Below are 21,024 nucleotides of genomic sequence, written 5' to 3' on the forward strand. Positions count from 1 at the left end.
CTTGCATGTATTAGGCCTGCCGCTAGCGTTCATCCTGAGCCAAGATCAAACTCTCCATTGTAAAATGTTCTACACCACGGCGAACCGTGGCTGATGTCGAGTGCGAATCCGACTCGTATTGACGAGTTCTATGTATTCGTGTTACGCTTGTAATTTTTACTTCCAACATCGCTGTTGAAAGCCCTTACTATTTGTCTTTTCCAAACATTCAAAGAACGTGTACTACACCCAGTTGGTGTAGCAGTGTGGCTGTTAGCAGCCTGTTTTTCTTTCTTCGTTTCCCCTTCTTGCGATTGGGAGTGCAAAGGTAAGAAGAAGTTTTTAACCGACAAGCAAAAGAGAAAACTTTTATTTCAATTCGCTTGGCTTGCGGCGAGTAGCACTCGGTTAGTGCGATTCGGGGTGCAAAGGTAAGAAACTTTTTCGATTTACAAACTTAATTCTCAACTTTCGTTGCAGTCGTTAAGCTTGTTTTCGAGGCCGTGAATCCGGTTGATTCTGGCGGGGTGCAAAGGTACGGGGCTTTTTTGAAGAACCAAGACTGGGGAGAAATTTCTTTTTCGCAGCTCTCAGTGCCCGCCTCCGTTCGATTTGGGAGTGCAAAAGTACGGGTATTTTTTGAATAGACAAGAGATAGGCAGAAAACAGATTAGAAAGGAGCAATATTTTTGGTAGCCCTTTATGGTTATTCGTGCTTTATGATTGGAGAATAAGTTAGCCAGAAACACAAAAGAGCCCTGCCAGCATGCTGGCAGGGCTCTTTTGTGTTTCTGGCTAACTTATTCGATAACCAGTCGGGTGATGGCGGTTTCGTTACCAACACGAACCTGAACCGAATAAACGCCGGTAGCAAGGCCTGTGGCATCGACCGGGATACGGGTACCACCGGCCGTGAGGCTGATGGTCTGGCGGCTCATGGTCTGGCCCAGGGCATTTACCAGCTCCAGTTGAGCGGTGCGGGCGGTGCTTATTGCCGGCAGGCTTATGGTGAAGGCTTGGTGGGCAGGGTTGGGATACACCGCCATTTCACCGCCAGCTATTTTGGCACGTACGCTCAGGCCCTGCAGCGTGGTGAAGGTCACCGTGGTTGGGCTTGAAACGCCGCCGCCTGGATAGTTGGCTACGATGGTTACCGTATAGGTAGTGATGCCGGTGAGGCCTGTGAGCACGACCGGTGAGCTGGTAGCCGTGACGGTAACCGGTGAGCCACCGGCGGCCGTGTAGGTTACGGTGTAGTTGGTAGCGCCCGTAGCAGCCGTGAAGTTGATGCTGGCACCTGTAGCGGTTACGCTGCTGGCAGTTGCATTGGTCGGGGCGGGAGCCAGGGTGGTGAAGGTAGTGGTGGCTGCAGGCGAGGTCTGGCCCGTACCGCAGTTCGTCACGATGCTTACCGAATACTGCTTGCCGGACAACAGGCCCGTCAGGGTTACCGGCGAGCCGGTAGCGGTCTGGGTTTGAGCGGTGCCGCCAGCGGCGGTGTAGGTTACGGTGTAGCTAGTGCCAGCGCTGGCACCCGTGAAGGTGAGGGTAGCACCATTAGCCGTGATGCTGCCAGCCGTTAGGGCTGTTACAGCCGTGCAGGGCGTCAGGGTGGTGAAGGTGGTAGTAGTGGCGGCAGAGGTCTGGCCACCGCCGCAGCTCGTCACGATGCTTACCGTATAAGTAGTGCCAGCCGTCAGGCCGGTGAGCACGACTGGCGAGCCAGTAGCGGCCTGGGTTTGGGCGGTGCCACCGGCAGCCGTGTAGGTCACGGTGTAGCCGGTAGCCCCGGAGGCTGGAGCAGTGAAGGTGAGGGTAGCACCGGTGGTGGTGATGCTGCCCGCCGTCAGAGCGGTCGGGGCCGTGCAAGCGGTCAAAGTGGTGAAGGTCGTGCTAGCCGACGGCGAAACCTGGCTGCTGCCGCAGTTCGTTACCACGCTCACGGTGTAAACCGTGCCGGGCGTGAGGTTGGCTAGGGTCACCGGCGAGCCGGTAGCGGTCTGGGTCTGGGCAGTGCCACCAGCGGCGGTGTAGGTCACGGTGTAGCTGGTACCGGCGCTGGCCCCCGTGAAGGTGAGCGTGGCGCTGTTGGTGGTCACGTTGCTTGTGGCCAAGCTGGTCACAGCCGTGCAGGGCGACAGCGTGGTGAAGGTGGTGGTGGTAGCGGCCGAAGTCTGGCCGGCACCGCAGTTCGTCACGACGCTTACCGTGTAGGCAACCCCCGAAGTCAGGCCCGTGAGCACGACCGGCGAGCCGGTGGCCGTCTGGGTCTGAGCGGTGCCGCCAGCGGCGGTGTAGGTCACGGTGTAGCCCGTAGCCCCGGCAGCCGGAGCCGTGAACGTCAGCGTAGCGCCCGTGGTCGTGATGCTGCCCGCCGTCAAGGCAGTCGGGGCGTTGCAGGGCGACAGGGTGGTGAAGGTGGTCGTGGCAGCAGTCGAAGTCTGACCCGCGCCACAGCTCGTCACGATGCTCACGGTGTAAGCTGTGGCGGGCGTGAGGCCCGTCAGGGTTACCGGCGAGCCGGTGGACGTCTGGGTTTGGGCAGTGCCGCCAGCGGCGGTGTAGGTTACGGTGTAGCTGGTGGCACCGGTGGCGGGGGTGAAGGTCAGGGTCGCACCCGTGGTCGTGATGGTACCAGCCGTCAGGCCAGTTACAGCCGGGCAGGGCACACTGCCGGTACCCGTTACGCAGATGGTGAAGCTTCCCTGCGTATCGCCGGAGCCATAGCCCGATACGGCTACATAGTAAGTTGTATTGGCCGTGAGACCGGTCAGACTTACTGGACCAGCTACCGTGTTGTTGGTAGTGCCCGCTGCGCAGGATACCTGCGTGAAGGGACCAGCGTTGCTGGCAGCCGAGAACACGCGCACCAAACCGGCCGGTGCACCCGTTACCGTTACGGTGGCGGCCGATTGGCCAGCCAGCGTGGTGAAAGAATACCACACATCCTTCGGGGCCGTTGCAACACCGCAAGTACCGGGGTTGGTGTAGCCACTAGCGGTAGTAGTGGTAGCGCCAACGTTGGTGCCATTGGTTGGCGTGCAGGTGGCACTTACCGTTAAAGCAATAGCACCGGTTGGGTCGTCGTTGGCGGGCGGAGCAACCGCAGGGCCCGACGTGAATACTACGGTCACGGTGCTCGACGTGCCGCCGTTGGAGCAGTTGGTCGTAATCGTTACCGTATAAGAGGTGTTAGGCGTCAGGCCGGTCAGGCTTACGGGGCTACCCGTTAAGGTACCCGTGGTGGGAGTTCCGCCGCTCGTAGGAGCCAGGGTCAGCGTATAGTTGGTTGCGCCCGTAGCGGCGGTGAAGGTTAGCGTTGCGTTTGCAGTCGTGGCAGTGCCGCCGGCGGCAACTACAGCGGCGTTGGTTACGGCCGCGCAGGTGGGTGCAGTACCGGCTCCCGTCACGCAGACAGTGAAGGTGCCCGTTGTACCGTTGTCGTAAGTATAGACGCGCACGAAATACGTACTGCCCACGGTGAGGCCGGTCAGCGTGGCGGTTTCGGTACCGCCAGCAGCCGTGGCGTCGGCGCAACCAATATTGGTGCTGCTGGCGCAGGTGCCGCTGCGCACATCTACTACGGCATCAAAGGTGCCGTTGCCAACCACCGTGACGGTGTGCGAGGTAGCAGTGGCCACAAATTTGTACCACACGTCATCGTCGGAATTGCCCGTATAGGTGGCGCACACAATAGGAGCCAGCGACTGTGAGGCCCCGGCCGTCGTGCCGTTCGTGGGTGTGCAGGTGGCAGCGGGCGTCAGGGTAATGGCCCCGGTGCAGTCGTCATTGGCTGGTAGCGGAGATGCCGCGGCCGAGGTGAAGGTCACCGTCACCGGACTCGAAGTACCACCGTTGGCGCAGTTCGTCACGATGCTTACCGTGTAGGGCGTGTTAAACGCCAGGCTGCTTACGCTGACCGGGCTGGTCGTTACGGTTCCTGTCAAAGGCGTGCCCGAGCCGCTGGTCGGCGTCACGGTTATGGTGTAGTTGGTGGCCCCAGTCACCGTCGTAAAGGAGATGCTTGCCGAAGCCGCCGTCGCCGTCGAGCCCGTGTTGGCCACCGCCGCGTTGGTAACACCCGCGCAGGTAGTACCGCCGCCGCTTCCACCAGTTACGCAAATGGTGAAAGTGCCGGTAGCGGTATCGTAAGTATATACCCGCACGAAGTAGGTGCTGCCTACGGTGAGGCCCGTCAGCGTGGTGGTTTCGGTACCGGAGGTCGTGGCATCGGCGCAACCAATATTGGTGCTGCTGGCGCAGGTGCCGCTGCGCACGTCCACTACGGCATCAAAGGTGCCGTTGCCAACCACCGTGACGGTGTGCGAGGTAGCAGTGGCCACAAATTTGTACCACACGTCATCGTCGGAATTGCCCGTGTAGGTGGCGCACACAATAGGAGCCAGCGACTGCGTGGCCCCAACCGTGGTTCCGGTCGTGGCGGTACAGGTGGCAGCGGGCGTCAGGGTAATGGCGCCGGCGCAGTCATCGTTGGCCGGCGCAACTACTGCACCAGAGCTAAAGCGGTAAGTGCGTCCAGCATCCGGCGGGAAAGTTGAACGAAAATTGTTGGCGTTGGCCGAGAGAACGTCCAGTTGCGCACCGGTGCCGAAGGTGGTCGTGCTCCAAGCGCTGGAAGACGTCTTTGAGGCCAGTACGGTTTGCCCCGAGGCGTTGCCCGAGCCCTTGAGGCCCACCACCGCGTACTTCAAAGCGCTGGTTGCGCCCACCGTGGGGGCCGCATACACGTACTCGATGAGGTTGGTGCCCTCGTAGAGCTTTACTTGAAATGAGAGGTTCGTGTACTGCGTTGGCAGCGAAGTGGCGTCGCTCGACGACGTTGCGACCGCCTTGTCGGACATGTTTTTCCACTGCACGGTGCACACGCGGTTGGGCGCCGTGCCCGTGGTGGCCACCCGGTATTCCGGAGTGCTGGTGCCAGCCGTCAAGTCAAAATTGAAAGGCAGCAGCAGATTTACGTCGGCCGCGTTGGTGCTGTTGATGGGGCCGGTATCAGGTGCCTGCCCGTACGGGGAGCAGGCGGCGGCCGACGAGGGAGGGTTAGACCCTAGGCGCAGCAGCCCGTTGGTATTCAGCACGAACTGCGTAAAAGCCGTGCCGTTGAAGGTGAACGTAAACCCAATATTCTGAGCTGTCGAGTTGGCATCATCCGTGTTAGCCGTGCTGATGGCCGTGCCAGTAGTGCCAAGGTCGGTGTAGGTACCTGCGTTGGTGCTGGCGTTACCGGTCGCGTAGCCAACGCTTTGGCCGTGGGCAGCCGCGGTTCCTAGCATACCTGCTAGTAGCAGCGCCCAGCGCCGAAGCCTAGGAGCAGAAAGTATTTGTGTTGTCATGCGTAAATGAAATGGGGGAAAAGTTGGGAAGAGAATGATAAGCTATTAAGTATCGCCGCAATGCAGTGGAAGCTGCACAAGATGCCGATTTAACGACAATGTAGTAACTATCTTAGATACAGCTACGCAAAGATGGAGCGCTCATCCTTTCTTCACAACTATTCTTTTCAGATGACCAAGTCTTATCAAACACCCAGGCGGAAAAAGCAAAAAGGCCCTCCGCAAATTGCGGAGGGCCTTTTTTGTGGCAACAGTTGGAATCGAACCAACGACACCAGCATTTTCAGTGCTGTGCTCTACCAACTGAGCTATGTTGCCGTCTCCCCGCAGCGTCTTTAGGTTGCTTAGGGGACCGCAAAGGTACGAAAGCAATGTAATGACGCAAGAACCCGGGCAAAAAAAGTGTGAATAAGTGTGTAGTTTTTGAAAAGTAGTAGGCATGCCGAGTATATTGCGGCCCCAAACGTTTCCATCTGCTTACCTTTACTGCATGTTGCAATCCATCCTCTTTCTACTGCTCCTGGTAGCGGCTTTTGGCTTTTTCACGTGGCAGGTCCGGAAAATTCGGGCCAACATTCTGGTCGGGCGCGAGCGCGACATGAGTGGCAACGTGGCTGAGCGGTTTCAGAAAACGCTGCTGGTGGCCTTTGGGCAGCAGAAAATGTTCAAGCGCATGACGCCGGCACTGCTGCATCTGGTGGTGTACGTGGGCTTTCTGGTCATCAACATTGAGGTGATTGAGATTGTGGTGGATGGGCTGTTTGGCAACATTTTCGGCTTTCATCGGGCGCTGAAGTTCCTGGGCCCGGTGTACGATGTGCTGATGGCGACCAACGAAATCCTGGCGGCGCTGGTGATTGTGGCGGTGGCCGCATTCTGGTGGCGGCGCAACAGCAACCCGCCGCTCAAGCGCTTCACGGGGCCGGAGCTGCGGCTGTGGCCGAAGATGGACGCGAACATCATCCTTTATATAGAGGTAGCGCTGATGGTGGCCTTGTTCTTCATGAACACGGCCGATTTGAAGCTGCACCAGATGGAAGGCCAGGACCTACCCGGCACTTTTCCTATTAGCAACCTGCTGGTGGGCCTGCTGCCGAGTAATGAAGGCACGCTGCACGTATTGGAGCGGTTGGGCTGGTGGATTCACATCACGGGCATCCTGTTGTTCCTGAACTACCTGCCCAGCTCGAAGCACTTCCACATCATCATGGCGTTTCCGAACGTGTGGTACTCGCGACTGGTGCCACAGGGACAGTTTTCGAACGTGGAAAGCATTACCAACGAGGTGAAGGCGATGATGGACCCCAGCTTCGTGGTGCCCCCCACCCCTACCGCGCCCGATGGCTCGGCGCTGGCCCCTACGCCTTTCGGAGCCAAGGATGTGGACGACCTGCCGTGGACCAACCTGCTGAACGCGTACTCCTGCACCGAGTGTGGCCGCTGCACCTCGGTGTGCCCGGCCAACCTGACGGGCAAGCTGCTTTCGCCGCGCAAAATCATCATGGACACGCGCGACCGGATGGAGGAGAAGTATAATTCGCCCCTCATCTTCCGCCCCAATGTGTACGGCGAAGAAGCCAAGCACGAGCCCATCACGGATATGATGGAGGCGACGCTGCTACGCGGCAAAGTGACGCCCGAGGAACTATGGGCCTGCACTACTTGCAACGCCTGCGTGGAAAGCTGCCCGGTAAACATCAACCCGCTGGAAAGCATCATTGAGATGCGCCGCTTCCTGGTGCTGGAAGAATCGGCTGCGCCGAACTCGCTGAACGTGATGTTCTCGAATATTGAGAACAACGGTGCGCCGTGGGCTTTCTCACCGTCGGACCGGTTCAACTGGGCCGATGATTTGTTTGCGGCGGAGAAAGCTCCGGCTACGGTAGCTTAAATCACAGAAAAGTACGGTCATGCTGAGCGTAGTCGAAGCATCTCTACCGTGTAACTAATCCAATCGAATGAAATGATTGTGCGGGAGAGATGCTTCGGCTTCGCTCAGCATGACGTTCTTCTTCAAGCATTCCCTACTATGACCCCAGAAGCTCCCACCAAAAAGCAAATCAACGTTCCCGTCATGGCCGATTTGGCGGCCCGCAACGAGTCGCCCGAAATCCTGTTCTGGGTGGGCTGCGCTGGTGCGTTTGATGACCGGTACAAGCGCGTGACCCGTGCTTTTGTACGGATTCTGGAGCATGTGGGCACCAAGTATGCCGTGCTGGGCCTGGAAGAAAGCTGCACCGGCGACCCCGCCAAGCGGGCCGGCAACGAATTCCTGTTTCAGATGCAGGCCATGCAGAACATCACGACGCTGAACGGCTACGGCATCAAGAAAATCGTGACGGCCTGCCCGCATTGCTTCAACACGATTAAGAATGAGTACCCCGCGCTGGGTGGCGACTACGAGGTGATTCACCACAGCACCTACTTGCAGCAGCTTATCAATGAGGGTAAAGTGGGTGTGACCGGGGGCGAGAGCTTCAAAGGCCGCCGCATCACCTTCCACGACTCGTGCTACCTGGGCCGGGCCAACAATATCTACGAAGCCCCGCGCGACGTGCTGGCCGCCCTCGATGCCGACCTGGTGGAGATGAAGCGCAGCCGCGCCAACGGCCTGTGCTGCGGCGCGGGCGGGGCCCAGATGTGGAAAGAAGCCGAGCCGGGCAAGAAGGAAATCAACATCGAGCGCACCGAGGAAGCCCTGGCTACGCTGGCCGGCAAGGCCGAGGCACTGGCCAACCTGGGCGGCGTGGAAACCGAAACCAGCGCCCCCGGTGCCCACGACTTGCAGGGCAGCATCATCGCCGTGTCCTGCCCCTTCTGCATGACGATGATGAGCGACGGCGTGAAGAACAAGGAGCAGGAAAGCAAGGTGCAGGTATTTGACCTGGCCGAGCTGGTGGCTTCAGCCGAGGGCATTAATGCCTAGATTTTAAGGGTGCGAATTCAGTGCTGGGGGTAAGCGGAGGCAAGAAAATGTGCTTGACTTCGTTTACCCCCATACCTTTGGAGGACTGGGCTGCTCGTTTTTGGGGAACCGCCCAATCGTACTTACTGCTTTAAACTACTCCTTATGTACGTTGCGTTTGACCAGCTCCCGCCCGAGGCGCGGGTGTGGATTTACCAGGCCAGCCGCCCGCTCAGCGGGCCGGAGATAGTGGGCGTGATGCCCAGCCTGGCCCGCTTCGCGGAGGAATGGACCAGCCACGGCCGCACCCTGCTGGCCTCGGCCGAGTTTCTGCACCAACAATTTTTGGTGATTGGCTTGGATGAGGGCGTGGCCGGCGCAAGCGGCTGCTCTATTGATGCCTCGGTGCGTTTTGTGGCCCAGCTGGAGCAGCAGCTGGGCGTGGAGCTGCTGGAAAAATCCCGCCTGGCGTTTTTGCAGGCCGGCACGGTGCAGTTGCTGAAGCGCGGCGAACTAAAGGCCGCCATAGCCGCCGGAACGATAGGCCCGGACACGTTTTATTTCGATAATACGCTAGCGACTAAGGGTGAATTGGATACCCACTGGCCCCGTCCAGCCAGCCAAACCTGGCTGGTTCGCTACTTCGGACAGGAAGAAAAAAACGGGCTGCTTACGTGAATCCTGTTTAAACGTAGTATTATTGCTAACCCAAAAATGCCTAATCGGGAATATTCCTGATTCCTCCCCTCTCCCTCCCCACACCACCACCCCACTTCACCTATGAGGAAACTATTATTCGTCTGCACTGCGGCTGGCTCTGTCGCGCTACTGAGCGGCTGTGCCACTAGCGGTGCTATGAGCAAGGGCGACAAGCAGTTCGCCCGTGGCCAGTATGAGCTGGCTATCCCCTTGTACAAGGCCGATGTGGCCAAAGGCAAGGGTGCCGCCATCTCCAACTTCCGCATCGGCGAGGCCTACCGCCTCTCGAACCGGATTGAGGAAAGCGAGCCTTTCTACAAAGCCGCACTGGATGGTGGGGTGAAAAATGCCGACGCCGGCTTCCGCTACGCCGAGGCCCTGAAAGCCAACGGGAAGTACGACGAGGCCGCGGCGCAGTTTGCGAGCTACGCCAGCAGCGGCGGTAACCGCGCCCTGGCGGCCCGCGCCGACGTCGAGAGCAAGAATGCCGCCGCCAGCAAGGCCGTGGCCGCTATCAAAAACAAGTACGACGTGATGCCCGTGGACGCGCTGAACTCGGCCAGCTCCGATTTTGGCGGCACGATGATGGCCGGTACCGGCGACTTCGTGTTTGCCTCCGGCCGTGATGGCAAGAAGTACCTCGGCAATGGCGAGAACTTCAACCACCTCTACGCCATCAAGTTTGACAACGCTGCGGCCATGACCGGCGGTACGGTGCGCAAGCTCGAAGGCCCTTTCAACTCCGAGAACAAGCACGAAGCCAGCGCCACCTACACGCCCGACGGCAAAACGATGGTGTTTGCCCGCTCGAACGACGGCAGCAAAAAAGGCTACCTGAGCGTTGACCTCTGGATTTCGTACCTCAAGGCTGGTGCCTGGAGCGAGCCGGTTCTGGCGAACATCAACGACCGCACGGCCGATGACTTCTCCCCGGCTTTCGCGCCGGACGGCACTACGCTGTATTTCGCGTCGAGCCGCAAAGGCGGTCAGGGCGGTAACGACCTGTACAAAGCTACGCTCGGCCCGAACGGCCGCTTCTCGCCGGCTGAAAACCTCGGCGAAAGCATCAACACGGCTGGCAACGACAACTTCCCCGGCGTTGCGCCGGATGGCACGCTGTACTTCGCTTCGGACGGACGTCCTGGCCTGGGCAAGCTCGACCTCTTCATGGTGAAAAACGGCCAGCCCGTGAACTTGGGTGCCGACGTGAACAGCACCGCCGACGACTTCGCCCCGGTGCCGATGGCTGACAACACGGGCTTGTTCAGCTCGAACCGCGCCGGTGGCAAGGGTTCGGACGACGAGTACATGTTCAAGAAGAAGCCGCTCAAGCTGGTGACCTTCTATGCTGATGGTACCGTACTGGAGCACGACGACAAAGCCAAAACCACGCTACCCGTAGCCGGTGCCACCGTTACGGTGACCAACGCCAACGGCCAGCGCCAGACCGCTACCAGCGGCCCGGATGGCAAATTCAGCCTGAAGCTGGACTCCGTGACCAGCTACAACCTGCTGGCCGAGCGCGCTGGCGACTTCTCCTCGCGTGCTACGCTGAGCACCGTAGGCCGCAAGCCCAGCCAGGATGCTCTGCCCAACCTGACCAACGATGTTCAACTGCCGGTGACCCTGACGCTGAACAAAATTATCCTGGCCAAGGCGATTGAAGTCAAAGACATTCTCTACGACTACAACAAGTTCAACATCCGGCCGGATGCTGCCATCCGCCTCGATACGCTGGTGCAGACGCTGGTGGACAACCCCAAAATCTCCATCGAGCTGAGCTCGCACACCGACCAGCGCGGCAAGGACGCTTATAACCTGAAGCTTTCGCAGCAGCGCGCCCAGGCCGCCGTTGACTACATCGTGAGCAAAGGCATTTCCAAATCGCGCATCACGGCCAAGGGCTACGGCGAAACCCGCCCCATCGTCCTGAAGCCGACGACGGAAGAAGAGTACCAGCGCAACCGCCGCACCGAGTTCAAAGTGACCCGGATAGCGAAGTAGCCTGAGCATTCTACTTAGCATTGAGAAGCCCCCGCAGCTAACGTTGCGGGGGCTTTTTGCTGTGGTAGGGTGCGGGGCTTGCCCCCGCCCGTCGTTGAACGATTCAATAACGAACTGCTCAACGACGGGCGGGGGCAAGCCCCGCACCCTACCATTTATAAACGTGGCACAGGTTTTGGAAATAGCCCAGCAGCGGCCGGATTTCCTGGTCGGTTATTTCTTCTTTACTGCAATGAAAAAGGCTCTACTTCTGGCATTGGCGGGTTTGTTTGCCGCCGTGGCTCCTGCGCTGGCATATCCGCCAATGCCGGCCAACGTTAATTTTTCGTCGGAGCGCGGGGTGCCGTTTGGGCTGGTGCTTGATGGGCGGCCGCTGACGCGGGGCATGGCCCGGCAGGTGCATGTGGACCAGCTGATGCCCGGCCAGCACTGGGCCGATTTCAGCGTGCCCACGGCGTATGGCGGGGCCCTGCGCTTCCGCAGCCGTGTGTGGCTGGAGCCCGGCCTTGAAACCACATTTGTGCTGGTGACGCGGCCCGGCCGACCGCTGTATTTGCAGCAGGTGAATGCGGTGGCGCTGTACGCACCCGGCTACGGTGGCAATAGCTACTACAACGGCGGCGGCCGTTATAACAGCCCCGTGCCCTACGGCCAGAGCGGTGGCTACGGCAACCAAGGCAGCTACGGTAACGACCCATACAACGGCGGCAACTCCGGCTATGGCAACGGCGGCTACAACAGTGCCCCTGCCCCCAGCGCTGGCCCCGGCTATGGCACTCCGAATACTCCGAGCGGTGGCTATGGCAACAACCCGAACTATCCCAGCAATGGCGGTGGCTACGGAAATAACCCAAACTCACCGAGCGGCGGTTATGGCAACAACCCCAACGGCGGCGGCTATAACAATGGCCCCACGCCCGGCAATTATCCTAGCACGGCCACGAGCAGCTACCGTACCCTCGCCCCGCAAGACGTAGATGCGCTGGTAAAAACCGTGCAGGGCCGCATTGCCGAAGCCAGCAAACTGAACGCCGCCAAGGACGGCCTGGCCCAGCGCAGCCTGCGGGCCGATGAGTTGAGCCGCCTCCTGCGCACCATCAATTCTGAGGCCTGCCGGATTGATTTGGCCACATTTGCCTATTCCCACGTCAGCGACCCGGAGAATTTTGACCGGGTATATGATGTATTCGAGACGGAAAGCGCGGCCAAGACGGTGGAAGCAGCCGTGAACAGCGCCGCTCAGCACTGAATGAGCCGAAAATAAATAAAACACAAAAAGGGCCGCTGTCGTGATGACAGCGGCCCTTTTCTATGCAGACAAAGTCTTAGCGGAGGCGGTCGGCGCTACGTACCAGCTGCTCGTCGCGGCGGATGAAGCGGTTGGCCAGCAGGTTGAGCAGCAGGGCCAGCGTGGGCAGGTAGAAGGCGATGAGCACCTGGCCTTCGAGCTTGATGTTGAGCAGCTGCTCGCCTTTGGTCTGGAAGTAGAACTCGGCCCCGAGGGTGGCGGTGATGAGGAGCAGGTTTATAGAGCCGAGCATGAGCTGCTTCATGCGGGTGCGAAACTGGAAAATCTCGAAAATCGCCACGGCGGCCGAGGCGGTGGCCAGCGCGGCAATAAGCCAGACCGGGCCGATGCCGGCCGGCACAGTGAGGCCCTTGGCATCGAAGCCGAAGGCGGTGAGGGTTAATTCCTGATTGGTGAGGCCGTCGACTTTATGCCACAGGGGCAGCGCCAGCAGGCTTAGCATGGCCAGGGCCAACAGGAGCAAAAACACGCTTTGGATTCTTTGTATCATCTTTGTTGTAGTGTAGAACAGGTCCGGGCCGTTGCCCGGGCCGCAAATTTAATCCCATCCGGCGCTTGCGCCGCCATTATTACCTTACGAATGCCAACTGCTTATATCGTGGATGCCGTGCGCACCCCGATTGGAAAATTTGGGGGTGCGCTCAGCAGCGTTCGCCCCGACGACCTTGCCGCCCACGTGCTCCGCGAGCTCATGCGCCGCAACCCTTCGGTTGATAAGGCCGCCATCGAAGATGTTATCATCGGAGCCGCCAACCAGGCCGGGGAAGACAACCGCAACGTGGCCCGCATGGCCGCGCTGCTGGCCGGCCTGCCCGTCACCGTGCCCGGCAATACCGTGAACCGCCTCTGCGCCTCGGGCTTGCAGAGCATCATGGACGCGGCCCGCGCCATTAAGTGCGGCGAGGGCGACGTGTACCTGGCCGGTGGAGCCGAGAGCATGACCCGCGCCCCGTTTGTGATGGCCAAGTCGGAATCGGCTTTCGGGCGCGAGCTCACGGCCCACGACACCACGCTGGGCTGGCGCTTCATCAACCCCAAGCTAAGCAAGCTGCACTACCCCTACGCCATGGGCCAGACGGCCGAGAACGTAGCCAAGCAGTACAACGTGACCCGCGAAGAGCAGGACCAGTTTGCCTTCGAGAGCCAGCGCAAGTATGCGCGGGCGTTGGAGAAAGGCCGGTTCCGCAAGGAAATCGTGCCCGTGTTTATTCCCAGCCCCAAGGGCGACACGGCGTTGTTTGATGCCGACGAGCAGCCCCGCTTCTCGCCCCTGGAGAAACTGGCGACGCTGCGGCCTGCCTTCCAGCCCGAGGGCGGAACGGTGACGGCAGGCAACTCCGCCGGCATCAACGACGGCGCGGCGGCCGTGCTCATGGTGAGCGAAGATGCCCTGAAACGCTACAACCTGAAGCCCCTGGCGCGGGTAGTGGCCTCGGCCGTGGCCGGGGTCGACCCTTCGGTAATGGGCCTCGGCCCAATTCCGGCGACGCAGAAGGTGTTGCAGCGCGCCGGCCTCACGCTGGCCGATATCGATTTGATTGAGCTCAACGAAGCCTTCGCCGCCCAGAGCATTGCCTGCGTGCGCGAGCTGGGCCTGGACATGGCCAAGGTGAACGTGAACGGCGGCAGCATTGCCATGGGCCACCCGCTGGGCAGTTCGGGCGCGCGCATCACCGCCACGCTGCTGCACGAGATGCACCGCCGCGGCGAGGGCATGCGCTACGGCCTGGCCGTGATGTGCGTGGGCGTGGGCCAGGGCGCGGCTGTTATTTACGAGAAGCTGTAAGGCCAAGCAGAAACATTGTAGGGGCGGGGATTGTCCCCGCCCGTCGTTGCACGGCCGTGAGAACGGCGCGCACGGCGGGCGGGGACAAGCCCCGCCCCTACTTATTTATATGCCAACACTTTCGCTGTTTTTCGCGCCGCGCCCGTACCTTGGGGCGGCCCGGCTACTACTGGCGCGGGTTGTCCTTTTCCTTTCCTCATTTATGAAACACGCTTCGACTCCTTTATTGAACAATTATGCCCGGCGCGGGGCGCTGCTGCTGGCCCTGGGCGCGGCAGCACCGGCCACCTGGGGCCAGAGCTTCTCGCCGGTGAGCTTTTATTCGGCCGGTTCGGCTTCGGCCGGTTCGGGCGGTGCCCTCTCTGGGGTCGTGCTGGGCGATGTGACCGGTGACGGGCGGCTCGACGTGGTGGCATCCAACTACGCGGGCAACGGGGTGGCGGTGCTGCCCGGGCTGGCGGGCGGGAACTTTGCCTCGCCCGGCTTCGAATACTCCACCGGCTCCGGCAGCGTACCAAACAGCATTGCCCTGGCCGATTTGAACGGCGATGGGCGGCTGGATGCCGTTGCGGCCAACCAGCGGACCTATTCGGCGGGAGTACTGCTGGGACAGGCTACGGGGGTATTTGCCCCGGTCAGCCTCTATTCGGTCGGCGCTAATAAACTGCCGGTTCAAGTGGCTTTGGGCGATGTGAACGGCGATGGGCGCCCGGACATTGTCACATGCAATTCTTTTGACAATGAAATCGCCGTGCTACTGGCACAAACCAGTGGGGGGGTTGCCCCGGCGAGCGCCTACGCAACCGGAACGGGCGGGTCGGCCGGCGTCGCGCTGGGCGATGTGAACGGCGACGGGCGGCTGGATATCGTCACGGGGAAGAATAATGCGGCCGGTGTGCTGCTCGGGCAGGCCGGCGGCACTTTTGCCCCGATTACGACTTATCCCTTCGGGTCTGGTGCCAGTGGTGGCGCAAATGACGTAGCGCTGGGCGACCTGAACGGCGATGGCCGGTTGGACATTGTTTTCGTCGACCCCAATAGAGCCTCGACCATTGTATTGCTGGGGCAGGCCAGCGGCGGGTTTGGCTCCGCAAGTGCCTATGCCACGAACGGCAATACGCCCATGGGGGTAGTTCTGGGCGATGTAACCGGTGACGGGCGGCTGGATATTGTCACGGCCAATGGCGCGGGCACGGTGAGCGTTTTGCCGGGAATGGCCGGCGGCACTTTCGCGACCGCCGTGGTCTTTCCCATCGGCCCAAATACCACGCCGGCCGATGTAGCCCTGGGCGACCTGAACGGCGACGGCCGGCTGGACATCGTAACGGGCCTTTTTGCCAACATCACCAACAACGTTGGCGTGCTGCTGAACACCGGCACCTACAATCCGCTGGCTACCACCCGCCCCACCGCCGCCGACCTCACCCTCGCCCCCAACCCCGCCCACGAGGCCTTCACGGTGCAGCTCCCGGCCGGCCTCGCTCCCACCAGCGCCGAATTGCTGAACACCCTGGGCCAGGTAGTGCGTCGCCCGGCCGTGGGCGCGGGCAGCTTTACGGTAGCAACCAGCGGGCTGGCCCCGGGCATCTACACCCTGCGCCTGCGGGCCGGCGGCGAGGCCCTGGCCCGCCGCGTAGTGGTGGAGTAGTCATCTGATTCAGTAGCGCGAACCGGCGGTTCGCGGCGGTGAGTACGGCCTCAGTAGCATGAACCAGTGGTTCGCGTTATTGAGGCCGTACTTTTGCGCCTCATGCGCTATTTCCTCCACCTCGCCTACGATGGCACGGCCTACCACGGCTGGCAAGTTCAGCTCCACTCCATCACCGTGCAGGCCGAGGTGAACCGCTGCCTGAGCCAGGTGCTGCGGCAGCCCATCAGCAGCCAGGGCAGCGGCCGCACCGATACGGGCGTGCACGCCAGCCACCAGGTGGCCCACTTCGAGGCCGACCTGCCCGCCGGCATGGACGAAGCCCTGCTACTCTACCGCCTGCGCCGCGCCCTGCCCGCCGACATCGGCGCGCTGCGCCTGCACGCCGTGCCCGACTCGGCCAACGCCCGTTTCGATGCCGAGCGCCGCACTTACGACTACTTCGTGGTGACCGAGCCTGACCCCTTCCGGCGCGACCAGGCCCTGTACATCGACCGCCCGCTCGACGTGGCGGCCATGAACGAGGCGGCCAGCTACCTGGTGGGGCAGTTCGATTTCACCACGTTTTCGAAAGTGAAGGGGGCCGAAAGCCACTACATCTGCTACTGCACCGAGGCCGGCTGGCACCCGGAGCCGGGCGGCTGGCGGTTTCGCATCCGGGCCAACCGCTTTGTGCGGGGCATGGTGCGGCTGGTGGTGGGCACGCTGCTCGACGTGGGCCGGGGCAAGATTACGCCCCGCCAGTTCCAGCAGCTGCTATGGTCCCAGAAGCGGGTGGATGCCGGCAGCGCCGCCCCGGCCAAAGGGCTTTTCCTGAGCCGGGTGGAATACGCGCCGGGCCTGGTGCCGGACGCGGAAATCAGCGCGCAGCCGTAGCCGGGACGGGCCGGGGCCGGGCGTATTGGCGGTCCAGCGTTTTGAGGTAGCGGATGGCGGCGTCGGAGAAGCGCGGCAGCGCGGATTTGTCCTTTTTGGCCGCTTTCTGGTAGAGGTACACGAAAGCGAAGGGGTTGTCGGACTGCGCAATCATCTGCTTGCTGTAGCCGTTGCGCACGATGGCCGACGACATGAAGAAGCCCGGCAAATGCCCGTTGGAGCCGTCGGACAGCTGCCGGTACCAGCGGCCCGAAGCCGGGGCGCCGCCCCGCGCCCGCGCTTGCAGCGTCGAATCCATGCGGTGAATGAACCTGGGGGCGGGCGTGATGGCCCAGTCGCGGATGCCGCGCGGGTCGCCGGGCAGGGCCATGGTCAGGGGCTTGTCAATCTGGTCGGCAATGCCTTCGTGTTGCATGCTGGCCATGATTTCTAGTAGGCCCTCATCCTCGGGCGCGATGGTGCCGAAGTTGCGTTCAGGCTGGAGCTGGTGGTACATTTCGTGGCCTTCCATCAGACCACGCTTCACCTCATTGGCATCGAGCACGGCCCGCAGGCTGTAAAACATGCCTTCCTGCTGTGAGGTGGCGTCGTTGCCCAGGGCTTCGTAGTAGATGTTCAGATTGGCCAGCCGCTTGTGGGCCGCCGGGGGCAGCTGCGGGTAGGCGTACTGGTACATCCGGTCGAGGGCGGTGGCATTTTTGGTGAGGCTGGCCACGTAGTTGCGGTACTCGGGCTCGCGCTCCTTGTAGTCGTTCACCATCATGTAGAACCACGATTTGGCCTGCAGCTTGGCTTGGCGAAGCGAGTCGTAGCGGGGCATATATACCACTTCGATGGCCCGGCGGTAGCGCACCAAATCGGCGGCCGAGTAGATGCCGCGCACGTAAATTTTATTGCCTGGGACTTCTAGGAACGCCTGCCACATCTGGTCGGTGAGGGGGCGGTTTTGCCGGAGGCCGTCGGTGATTTCCCAGTACCGGGTCACGGCGTCGGTGTTGATGGTCTGGGCGCGGCCGGAGCCGGCAGTCAGGAGCAGGCCGGCGCAGGCCAGCAGCATTCGGAACAGTGTTTTCATGGGTAGATGAAATGTGGAACCGGGCAAAGATGGTGAAATGGCCGGGATATTTTTCGCCTTCGGCCGGCGCGACTTAACTTGAGCGGCGCTGCGGGCAAGGCACTGTTTTTGCGGGTAGTAGCAGGCCGTCGTTGGCCTTCCTTTCCACTATTTACTTATGCGCCCAACAGCTACTCTGTTGCTGGTGCTGGCTGCTTTGCTTTCGCGTCCCGCCCGGGCGCAGGAAGCGGCCCGTACCATTGAATTCATTGAAAACCGGGGTCAGTGGGATGCCCACGCCCGCTACGCCGCACAAGTGGCCCCTGGGGCCCGCCTCTTCGTGGAGAAAACTGGGCTGACCTACGCCCTCACCGCCGGGCTGCCGGGCCACGGTCCCATGAAAGCTGACCGCGCCAATGGCCAGTTCCCCGCCCACGGCCTGCGCCTGGAGTTTGTGCAGCCCAGCCCCGCTGCCACCCTCGCCCCCGAAGCCGAAACCGAAGCGCCCGGCCGACACCACTACCTGCGTGGCACCGCCACCGACTGGGCCACCGACGTGCGCGCCTGGCGGCAACTACGCTACCGCCAGCTCTGGTCCGGCATCGACCTCGTATTAAAAGAAAGCCCCGCCCAGCAGTTTGAATACGACCTGCTGCTGAGCCCCGGAGCCGACCCCGCCCAGGCCCAGTGGCGCTACCGGGGGGCCGAGAGCCTGCGCCTCGACCCCGCCACCGGCCAGCTGCGGGTGCAAACCTCGTCTGGTGTGCTGACCGATTTTCGGCCCGAGGCTTGGCAAACGGACCCGACCACGGGCGCGCGGCAGCCGGTGGCCTGCGCCTTCGTGTTGCGCGGCGAGGTAGTGAGTTTTAAGTTGGGAAAGTATGATACGGGCCGGCCGCTGGTGATTGACCCGGCCGTGCAGTTTGCCAGCTACACGGGCTCGCCGGTGGAAAACTGGGGCTTTGCGGCCACGCACGACGCGGCGGGCAACCTCTACACGGCGGGCGTGGTGTTTGAGGCCGGCTACCCGGTCACGACCGGGGCCTACCAGACGGCCTTTGCCGGCAGCACGGATATTGCCATCATGAAATTCACGACCAGCGCCACCGGCCCCAGCGCCCGGGCCTGGGCCACCTACCTGGGTGGCAACAACCTCGAATTTCCCCACAGCCTGCTGGTGAACGACCGCAACGAGCTGCTGCTGCTCGGCACCACGGCTTCTACTGATTTTCCCACCACAACCACCGCCCTGAGCCATGCGCTGCGGGGCGGCCCGGCCGTTTCTCCGTTCGGGGGCAACTCGCCTTTCGTGCTCAGCGGCGGCTCCGACCTGGTGCTGACGCGCCTGAGTGCCACCGGCGGGCGGCTGCGGGCCAGCACCTACCTGGGTGGCACGGGGACTGATGGTTTGCTCGACCCCACCGCCGCTGCGCCCCGGCTGCGCCACAACTACGGCGATGCCTTCCGGGGCGACCTGGCCCTCGACCCGCAGGGCAACGTGTACGTGGCCAGCGTGACGGGCTCCGCCGATTTCCCCGGCCTGGTGGCCGGCAGCTACCGGGGCGGCAGTTCCGATGGCTTGGTCACCAGCCTCGATTCCAGCCTGAGCCGCGTGCGGTGGACCACGTTGCTGGGCGGCACCGGGGCCGATGCTGCTTACTCCCTCCAGCGGGAGGACGTGGGCGGCGGGCTGCTGGTGGCCGGCGGCACCACCAGCCCCGCGCTGGCCGGGGCCACGGGCGGCTACCGGGCCGCTCCCGGCGGCGGGGTGGATGGATTCGTGGCGCGCCTCACTGCTGGCGGGGCGCTTCAGCAAAGCACCTACCTGGGCACCAGTGCCTACGACCAGGCCTTTTTTGTGCGGCAGGGGCCGGGCGGGCGGGTGTACGTGCTGGGGCAGACGCTGGCCCCGGCCTGGCCCGGTGTCGACACCACCCGCTACCACGCGGCACACGGCCAGCAGTTTATTCAGCAACTGGCCGGCGACCTGCGCTCGGCCACGTTTGCGACGGTGTTTGGGACCGGGCGGGCTACTACTGATATTTCCCCCACGGCGTTTGGGGTGGACTGCTACGGGCGCATTCTGCTGGCGGGCTGGGGCGGCGGGCTCGACCCCAACAACGGCTCGACCACTGGCCTGCCTACCACGCCCAACGCCCTGCAAACCGCCACCGACGGCCAGGATTTCTACCTGATGCAGCTCTCCGACGAGGCGCGGGTGCTGGACTATGCCACCTTCTTCGGCACCTCGGCCGATGACCACGTGGACGGCGGCACTTCGCGCTTCGATGCCCAGGGCAGCCTCTACCAGGCCGTGTGCGCCTGCGACCAGGGCAGTCGCGGCGGCCTACCCATTCCGCCGGGGGCCTTCACTTACGCGGCGGCCAATGGCTCACCCCACTGCAACAATGCCGCGTTCAAGTTTGCCCTGCTGGCCAATGCCTCGCCGGCGGGGGCCGATACGGTGTCGGTCTGCGCCCTGGCTAAGCCGATGGCGCTGGGCGGCTCGCCGGCCGGCGGCACCTGGACGGGGCCGGGCGTGTCGGGCAGCGTGGCCACGGGCTTCCTCTTCGCCCCCGATGCCCTGCGCGTGGGCCCCAACGTGCTCACCTACGTGAGCCCCGCTGCGGCCAACGGCTGCGCGGGCACCAGCACCCGCACCATCACCGTGCGGCCGCAGGGCCGGGCCACGGCCTCGGCTCCGAACCAGTTTTTTTGCCTGCGACCGGGGGTGCCGGTGGCCCCGGTACCCCTCAGGGGCACACCGGCCGGCGGCACCTGGATAGGGCGCGGCGTGGTGCCGGGCACGGCCTTTTTTGACCCGCGCCTGGCGGGCAAGGGCACTTATGTGGTGGCCTACGAAGTATCGGGCGGGCAGTGCCCGGTGGTGGCCACCCTGGTGATGACGGTGAAGGAATTACCGCAAATAGAGCCCATGGCCCCGCGCGAAGTGTGCCTCAACGACCCATCGCTGCAGTTGAATGGTACGCCGCTGGGCGGCATCTGGACGGGGCCGGGCGTGTCGGGTTCCATCGGCAACTTCTTGTTTACGCCCACGGCGGCGCTGCTGGGCGGGCCGCACCACCTCGTGTATACCGTGCAGGGCGACGCCGACTGCGAGCCCGTGACCGACACCCTGCGCGTGACCGTGCTGCCGCCCGGCCCCGATGGCTCGGCCCCGCCCGATACTGCTGTTTGCCTTTCGGCCCCGCCCCTGCGGCTGCGGGGCGGCCTGCCCCTGGGCGGCTCCTGGAGTGGCCAGGGGGTGACGGGCTCGGTGGCCGGCGGGTTCTTTTTTACCCCCACTCCCCTGCTCACGGGGGCGCAAGCGCTGACGTACACCGGGCCGCCCGGCACCTCGCCGGCCTGCCCCGGCCGGGCCCGGCGCACCATCACCGTGAACACCAGCG

At 62.5% G+C, this 21,024-nt stretch carries 12 protein-coding genes and 1 tRNA gene; 9 read left to right on the top strand and 4 right to left on the bottom strand.

Going from position 1 to position 21,024, the window contains the following annotated elements; all coding sequences use genetic code 11:
• Positions 1 to 779: 779 nt before the first annotated feature.
• Both AAFH49_RS19875 and AAFH49_RS19880 read right to left on the bottom strand, forming a co-directional pair.
• The gene (locus AAFH49_RS19875) at positions 780 to 5,273 is read right to left on the bottom strand and encodes a beta strand repeat-containing protein (RefSeq protein WP_342300934.1); all 4,494 of its coding nucleotides are present in this window, start codon (positions 5,271 to 5,273) and stop codon (positions 780 to 782) included.
• A 305-nt stretch (positions 5,274 to 5,578) separates the two neighbouring features.
• Positions 5,579 to 5,651: transfer RNA gene (locus AAFH49_RS19880), tRNA-Phe, on the bottom strand.
• A gap of 172 nt (positions 5,652 to 5,823) precedes the next feature.
• On the opposite strand from AAFH49_RS19880, the gene AAFH49_RS19885 reads away from it, so the two are divergent.
• The 5 genes from AAFH49_RS19885 (at position 5,824) to AAFH49_RS19905 (ending at position 12,190) form a co-directional block, all read left to right on the top strand.
• Entirely contained in the window at positions 5,824 to 7,224 is a 1,401-nt protein-coding gene (locus AAFH49_RS19885; protein ID WP_342300935.1) for a 4Fe-4S dicluster domain-containing protein, read from the top strand.
• Between the two features lie 183 nt (positions 7,225 to 7,407).
• Positions 7,408 to 8,259, top strand: coding sequence for a (Fe-S)-binding protein (locus AAFH49_RS19890; RefSeq protein ID WP_168671782.1), 852 nt, complete (start codon positions 7,408 to 7,410; stop codon positions 8,257 to 8,259).
• A 144-nt stretch (positions 8,260 to 8,403) separates the two neighbouring features.
• A complete protein-coding gene (locus tag AAFH49_RS19895) occupies positions 8,404 to 8,916 on the top strand; it encodes a hypothetical protein (RefSeq protein WP_342300936.1) in 513 nt (170 codons plus the stop codon).
• A 102-nt stretch (positions 8,917 to 9,018) separates the two neighbouring features.
• The gene (locus AAFH49_RS19900; RefSeq protein WP_342300937.1) at positions 9,019 to 10,941 is read left to right on the top strand and encodes a CHU_0125 family OmpA-like outer membrane integrity protein; all 1,923 of its coding nucleotides are present in this window, start codon (positions 9,019 to 9,021) and stop codon (positions 10,939 to 10,941) included.
• A gap of 232 nt (positions 10,942 to 11,173) precedes the next feature.
• Positions 11,174 to 12,190, top strand: a complete 1,017-nt coding sequence (locus tag AAFH49_RS19905; RefSeq protein WP_342300938.1) for a proline and serine-rich protein 1 family protein — start codon at positions 11,174 to 11,176, stop codon at positions 12,188 to 12,190.
• A gap of 76 nt (positions 12,191 to 12,266) precedes the next feature.
• On the opposite strand, the gene AAFH49_RS19910 is transcribed toward AAFH49_RS19905, so the two are convergent.
• Positions 12,267 to 12,740, bottom strand: a complete 474-nt coding sequence (locus AAFH49_RS19910; protein WP_342300939.1) for a DUF4293 family protein — start codon at positions 12,738 to 12,740, stop codon at positions 12,267 to 12,269.
• A gap of 90 nt (positions 12,741 to 12,830) precedes the next feature.
• Here AAFH49_RS19910 and AAFH49_RS19915 point away from each other — a divergent pair, with 90 nt between their 5' ends.
• From AAFH49_RS19915 to truA, 3 genes are all read left to right on the top strand, one after another.
• On the top strand, positions 12,831 to 14,036 hold the full coding sequence (locus tag AAFH49_RS19915) for a thiolase family protein (protein ID WP_342300940.1): 1,206 nt from the start codon (positions 12,831 to 12,833) through the stop codon (positions 14,034 to 14,036).
• 202 nt (positions 14,037 to 14,238) lie between these two features.
• Complete coding sequence (locus tag AAFH49_RS19920; RefSeq protein WP_342300941.1) at positions 14,239 to 15,684, top strand: T9SS type A sorting domain-containing protein; 1,446 nt, start codon at positions 14,239 to 14,241, stop codon at positions 15,682 to 15,684.
• 102 nt (positions 15,685 to 15,786) lie between these two features.
• Positions 15,787 to 16,560: a tRNA pseudouridine(38-40) synthase TruA gene (truA, locus tag AAFH49_RS19925; RefSeq protein ID WP_342300942.1), complete on the top strand. Its 774-nt coding sequence runs from the start codon at positions 15,787 to 15,789 to the stop codon at positions 16,558 to 16,560.
• On the opposite strand, the gene AAFH49_RS19930 is transcribed toward truA, so the two are convergent.
• On the bottom strand, positions 16,544 to 17,635 hold the full coding sequence (locus AAFH49_RS19930; protein WP_342300943.1) for a DUF5700 domain-containing putative Zn-dependent protease: 1,092 nt from the start codon (positions 17,633 to 17,635) through the stop codon (positions 16,544 to 16,546). The genes truA and AAFH49_RS19930 overlap by 17 nt on opposite strands.
• A gap of 157 nt (positions 17,636 to 17,792) precedes the next feature.
• Here AAFH49_RS19930 and AAFH49_RS19935 point away from each other — a divergent pair.
• A partial coding sequence (locus AAFH49_RS19935; protein ID WP_483225413.1) for a DUF7948 domain-containing protein occupies positions 17,793 to 21,024 on the top strand: 3,232 nt, incomplete at its 3' end.

The sequence above is a fragment of the Hymenobacter segetis genome (assembly GCF_038448715.1).
Taxonomy (GTDB): Bacteria; Bacteroidota; Bacteroidia; order Cytophagales; family Hymenobacteraceae; genus Hymenobacter; species Hymenobacter segetis.